The sequence below is a fragment of the Caulobacter sp. D5 genome (assembly GCF_003185805.1).
GTDB lineage: Bacteria > Pseudomonadota > Alphaproteobacteria > Caulobacterales > Caulobacteraceae > Caulobacter.
Map to the genome: position 1 here is coordinate 1 of NZ_QHJY01000570.1, position 4,577 is coordinate 4,577.

General features: G+C 66.3%; 8 protein-coding genes. 3 read left to right on the forward strand and 5 right to left on the reverse strand.

The window, feature by feature from the left end; genetic code table 11:
• Positions 1–34: 34 nt before the first annotated feature.
• The 3 genes from DMC18_RS25310 to DMC18_RS25320 form a co-directional block, all read right to left on the reverse strand.
• Complete coding sequence (locus tag DMC18_RS25310; RefSeq protein ID WP_110133432.1) at positions 35–256, reverse strand: YdcH family protein; 222 nt, start codon at positions 254–256, stop codon at positions 35–37.
• Positions 257–349: 93 nt separating this feature from the next.
• A complete protein-coding gene (locus tag DMC18_RS25315) occupies positions 350–799 on the reverse strand; it encodes a TIGR02444 family protein (protein WP_110133433.1) in 450 nt (149 codons plus the stop codon).
• A gap of 5 nt (positions 800–804) precedes the next feature.
• Entirely contained in the window at positions 805–1,434 is a 630-nt protein-coding gene (locus tag DMC18_RS25320) for a UbiX family flavin prenyltransferase (RefSeq protein WP_110117945.1), read from the reverse strand.
• A 133-nt stretch (positions 1,435–1,567) separates the two neighbouring features.
• Here DMC18_RS25320 and DMC18_RS25325 point away from each other — a divergent pair, with 133 nt between their 5' ends.
• Entirely contained in the window at positions 1,568–1,741 is a 174-nt protein-coding gene (locus DMC18_RS25325) for a YdcH family protein (protein ID WP_110117944.1), read from the forward strand.
• A gap of 87 nt (positions 1,742–1,828) precedes the next feature.
• Here DMC18_RS25325 and DMC18_RS25330 read toward each other — a convergent pair whose 3' ends face one another.
• Complete coding sequence (locus DMC18_RS25330; RefSeq protein WP_110117943.1) at positions 1,829–2,542, reverse strand: DUF1013 domain-containing protein; 714 nt, start codon at positions 2,540–2,542, stop codon at positions 1,829–1,831.
• A 190-nt stretch (positions 2,543–2,732) separates the two neighbouring features.
• On the opposite strand from DMC18_RS25330, the gene DMC18_RS25335 reads away from it, so the two are divergent.
• Positions 2,733–3,359 (forward strand): hypothetical protein, encoded by a 627-nt coding sequence (locus DMC18_RS25335; RefSeq protein ID WP_199228297.1) that lies wholly within the window; start codon positions 2,733–2,735, stop codon positions 3,357–3,359.
• 28 nt (positions 3,360–3,387) lie between these two features.
• Here the strand turns inward: DMC18_RS25335 and DMC18_RS25765 are convergent, their stop codons facing one another.
• On the reverse strand, positions 3,388–3,888 hold the full coding sequence (locus DMC18_RS25765) for a hypothetical protein (protein WP_110117942.1): 501 nt from the start codon (positions 3,886–3,888) through the stop codon (positions 3,388–3,390).
• Between the two features lie 66 nt (positions 3,889–3,954).
• On the opposite strand from DMC18_RS25765, the gene DMC18_RS25345 reads away from it, so the two are divergent.
• On the forward strand, positions 3,955–4,506 hold the full coding sequence (locus DMC18_RS25345; RefSeq protein ID WP_110117941.1) for a hypothetical protein: 552 nt from the start codon (positions 3,955–3,957) through the stop codon (positions 4,504–4,506).
• Positions 4,507–4,577 lie beyond the last annotated feature (71 nt).

Sequence of the window (4,577 nt, forward strand, 5' to 3'; positions counted from 1 at the left end):
TGTCGCGGAGCGACTGAGGGGGCGCGCGCAGCGCTTAAGCGATGATGTCCGGCGTCACCTGGTCTTCCAGGCGGACGATCTCGTCCTTCAGGGCCAGCTTGCGGCGCTTGAGGCGGGCGATCTGCAGCATGTCGGGCTGGGGGCGCTCTTCCAGGGCCGCGACGGCGTCCGACAGGTCCTGATGCTCCTCGCGCAGGATCGCCAGGCGGCGCTCGATGGCGATGGAGGTTTCTTCCGAAGGATCGTCATCGTTCATGGACGTTCCCCCACTCTGAGCACTGGTCCGAAGGCGGTGATAGATAGCAAAGCCTGACGGGCGGTAAAGGTCGGAGCGCGCCGCGCCCCCATTTCAAGCCAAAGCATCGGCCAACCGCGCCAAAGCCGCGTCCTGCGGCGGCTCGCCGGTGGCCCGGGCCGCCGCCAGCAGGGCGCCGTAGACGTCGGCCGTGGCCCCCACCGGGCCGCAGATCGCCTCCAGGCTCTCCATCAGCAGCTTCTCGCCGGCTAGCTCGGCCGCTTTGACCTGGTCGCGGAAGGCCTCCCGCGCCGGATCGGCCACGTCGGGACGCGAAGGCTTCAGCGCCCGGCGCACGCCGCGCAGGGGCGCGCCGATCTCGACGTCCCAGGCGCGGACCAGGGCCGCGGCGCGCGCCAGGTCGGCGGGGCGTCCCTCCAGCGCCGTCCAGGCCGCCCACAGCAGGAACGGCACGTTCTGGCCGTGCGCATCCTGCAGGTGCAGGCAGGCGACTGCGACAGGCTGTCGCGCATAGACCGAAAGCGCCCAGTCCCAGAACCGCATGGCCGTTAATTTTCGTCCGTTTCGTTGACGGTAGATCCGATCGGCGGAAGATCCTCGCCCCAGCGCTTCACCGGCCCCCAGGTCAGGCCGAAGAGGTCGAGCGCCCGGCCCACCGACTGGTCGACCATCTCCTCGATCGAGACGGGTTTCGCATAGAAGGCCGGCACCGGCGGGGCGATCACCGCGCCCATTTCGGCAAGGCGCGTCAGGGTGCGCAGGTGGCCCAGGTGCAGCGGGCTCTCGCGCACCATCAGCACCAGCGGCCGGCGCTCCTTCAGGGTGACGTCGGCGGCGCGGGTCAGCAGGGAGGAGGTTACGCCGGTGGCGATCTCGCTCATCGTCCGCACCGAGCAGGGCGCGACGATCATGCCCAGGGTGCGGTAGGAGCCCGAGGCGATCGAGGCCCCGACGTCGCCGATCCGGTGCACGACATCGGCCGTCTCGGCGGCCTCGGCGACCGAAAGGCCGGTCTCCTGGGCCAGGGTCAAGGCCGCCGACTTGCTCATCACGAGGTGGCTCTCGACCCCCAGGTCGCGGCAGGCGGCCAGGGCGCGCAGGCCGTAGAGCGCCCCCGACGCGCCGGAGATTCCGATCACCAGGCGCGGCTTCGGGGGAGGGGCGGCGGCGTCCGTCATGGTGAATTTTCGTCCGTCACGGGAGGAAGCGTCGCCACGTCAAGCGCCGCCGATTGCAATCATATGTGATCTGACAGTCCGGACCAGCGGGTGTTCACTCCCTCGGTCAACAGCCCAAAAGGAGGCCGAGCCCATGGCCATCGAATCCCGTATCCGCGAGCTGGGGTCCCGTCACGAGAACCTCGACCGCACGATCCAGGAGGAGACCAGTCGACCGGGTAGCGACGCCACCAGGCTTCGAGAGCTGAAGCGGCAGAAGCTCAGGCTCAAGGAGGAGATAGAGGGACTTCGAGCCCGGCTCCATTAGCCTTTAGGCAAGGAAAAGGCCCATCCGAGCGTCGGATGGGCCTTTTTGCTGTCCAGCTTCCCGGTCCTCGCGGACGGGGGAAAGGGATCAGTCCTCGTCGTCTTCGTCGTCGACATTGCCCTTGAACGAGCCGAACACGTCCTCGGCCTTCGGTTCGGCGCGGGCGGCGCGGATGTCGCGCTCTTCCTGCTCTTCCTCGGAGATGTAGGCCGTTTCGGCCGCCGGGCGCAGGGTCGGGTCTTCGGCGACGATGCCCTTCTTGGCGTCGTCCTTGGCCTTCTTCTCGGCCGCCTTCTTGACGAGGGCGTCGAGTTCCAGCTGGCCGACCAGGCCCAGGGTCACCGGATCGACCGGCTTGATGTTGGCCGCGTTCCAGTGGGTGCGGTTGCGCACCTGCTCGATGGTGGCCTTGGTCGTGCCGAGGATCTTCGAGATCTGGGCGTCGGTCACTTCCGGGTGGTGGCGGATGAACCAGGCGATGGCGTCCGGACGGTCCTGGCGGCGCGACACCGGGGTGTAGCGCGGGGCCTTCTTCTGCGGCTTCAGCAGCTCGGCGTGACGGCTCACCTGGGCCTTCATGCGGTACTGCGGGGCGCGCTGGGCCTTGTCGAGCTCTTCGCGGGTCAGCTGGCCGTTGCCGATCGGATCGGCGCCGCGGATGTCGCGCGCCACTTCGCCGTCGGCGATGCCGCGAACTTCCAGCGGGTGCAGGCCGCAGAAGTCGGCGATCTGCTCGAAGCTCAGCGAGGTGTTGTCCACGAGCCAGACGGCGGTCGCCTTGGGCATCAGAATGTCGGACATGCGGTCCTCCAGAAATGACGGCGCCCGACCTTTCGGCCGGGCGGGGTTGTTCAACGAGAGCTATAATCCGGTTCTCCCGGAAAGGGAACGGGGATCGATGCGGCTCGCGACAAGGCTGTCACGCGCCGCATTGATCGCGATGCGTGCATTCTGCTAACCTCGCCGAAAAGGCGAAAGCGGGAGGCGCGCCATGGCCCTGAAGGACAGTGACGCTTTCTTCGATTCCATCCGCGGCTCCAAGATGCTGGGGCCGACCCTGAGCCAGACCGAGGTGGCCGGCTGCAACGCCGTCCTCACCGCGCTGGGCGCCCACGGCTGGGGCGCGGCCTGGACCGCCTACGGCCTGGCCACCGCCTATCACGAGACCGCCCAGACCATGCAGCCGATCGACGAGCAGGGCGGCGACGCCTATTTCCGCCGGCTCTACGACGTCGAGGGGATCAATCCCAAGCGCGCCAAGGCCAACGGCAACACCGCGCCCGGCGACGGCGTGCGCTATCACGGCCGCGGCTATGTGCAGCTGACCTGGAAGAACAACTACATCCGCGCCGCCAAGGAGCTGGACGAGCCGATCGACCAGCAGCCGACCCTGGCCAAGCGTCCGGATCTCGCCGCCGCGATCATGGCGCTGGGCATGGAGGAGGGCTGGTTCACGGCCAAGGGCCTGGGGCGCTACATCGACAAGGCCGCCGGCTCGGCCACCCAGAAGGCCTACGGCCTGGCGCGCTACGTCATCAACGGCAACGACAAGGCCGCCCAGATCGCCGGCTACGCCGCCACCTTCGAAAAGGCCCTGAAGGCCGGCGCCTGGAACTGAGCGCGAGGGCGGGGAGGAGAGGGCGCCCTCACCAGGCTCCGTCGTCGAAGCGCAGCACCTTCAGCGTGTCGCCGGTCTTGGTTATGTATATGTATTCGCTGGCGAAAGCAGTGGGGTATTCGACTTCGTAGGTGATGGCGCAGGTGGCGCGACCGTTGAGCCTGTAGAGCGAACTCTTTGTGACTTTCCGTTGAAAATTGCTCTTCAATCTCTCTGCGGTTGATTTTTTATACTTCAACGCGTTTTCGCTGTATTCAACATAGATGGGGTTGCCGCCCACTTTCTTGCGGCGGTCGGAAAAGTATTTCTTGAATTCCGGCAGGTTCCGCATCGGTCGATATTCGGATCGAACGAAGCGGAAGGCGCCATCGAATTTTCCGCGATCGAAATAGTATAGAAACTGGTTCGACGTGTTGAAAAACTCAGCAGTGCAGGATTGAGTGTTGCTCTGCGCCATGGAATTGACCGGGGTGGTCAAAAGGATGGTCGTGGCGCAAAGTGCGATCAGGGATTTGGCTTTGCATCCCATGATTCCATCTCCAGCCCGATCGGAGTGCATGTCGTGGTCGTGATACTCTCGATTGTCGCTCTTTGCATGTGGTTTCTGCTGCCTCTGCTGCCGAGCATTCTGATCTACCGGCTGTTTCCCAAGTCGCCCATGCGGGCGACGGGGGTCCTGGCGGGCATAACCTTCAACGCCGGCGGCGCGTTTGCCGCCTACCTGATCCTGTTCGCCGTCGCCGCGCCCTTCATCGTCGACCTGAACGACCGCATCGACCGCTCCCGCTCGCAGTTCTGGACGATCAACGCGACGGTGCAGCTGGACGGCGCCAACATCGAGGACTACGGCGGCGACACCTTCGCCGTCCTGCGCCCCGACGTCGTGGACTTCACCGAGGGCAACCTGGAAATCGCGGTGCGCAAGGACGAGCGCGGCATGTTCCCGCGCATCACCATCGTCGTCGGCTGCAACGGCGACCGGGCCTGCATCGCCGCGCCGCGCGAAGGCGCCTACTACAAGACCATCAACCTCAACAGCGCCGACCTGAAGATGAAGGAGCTGCCGGGCGGGCGCCTCCAGCTGGTCGACACGGTGCGCCTGGTCAAACGCGTGCCCCGCGCCGCGCCGCCTCCGCCGAGCAATTAGGGGGCGACTCCTGATCCCTCTCCCCTTGCGGGAGAGGGTGGCCCTGCGGAGCAGGGTCGGGTGAGGGGTCT

Coding starts and splice junctions, on each gene's coding strand:
- DMC18_RS25765 (WP_110117942.1), bottom strand. CDS start 3,888: ATGGGATGCAAAGCCAAATCCCTGATCGCACTTTGCGCCACGACCATC.
- DMC18_RS25330 (WP_110117943.1), bottom strand. CDS start 2,542: ATGTCCGACATTCTGATGCCCAAGGCGACCGCCGTCTGGCTCGTGGAC.
- DMC18_RS25335 (WP_199228297.1), top strand. CDS start 2,733: ATGGCCCTGAAGGACAGTGACGCTTTCTTCGATTCCATCCGCGGCTCC.
- DMC18_RS25345 (WP_110117941.1), top strand. CDS start 3,955: ATGTGGTTTCTGCTGCCTCTGCTGCCGAGCATTCTGATCTACCGGCTG.
- DMC18_RS25315 (WP_110133433.1), bottom strand. CDS start 799: ATGCGGTTCTGGGACTGGGCGCTTTCGGTCTATGCGCGACAGCCTGTC.
- DMC18_RS25320 (WP_110117945.1), bottom strand. CDS start 1,434: ATGACGGACGCCGCCGCCCCTCCCCCGAAGCCGCGCCTGGTGATCGGA.
- DMC18_RS25310 (WP_110133432.1), bottom strand. CDS start 256: ATGAACGATGACGATCCTTCGGAAGAAACCTCCATCGCCATCGAGCGC.
- DMC18_RS25325 (WP_110117944.1), top strand. CDS start 1,568: ATGGCCATCGAATCCCGTATCCGCGAGCTGGGGTCCCGTCACGAGAAC.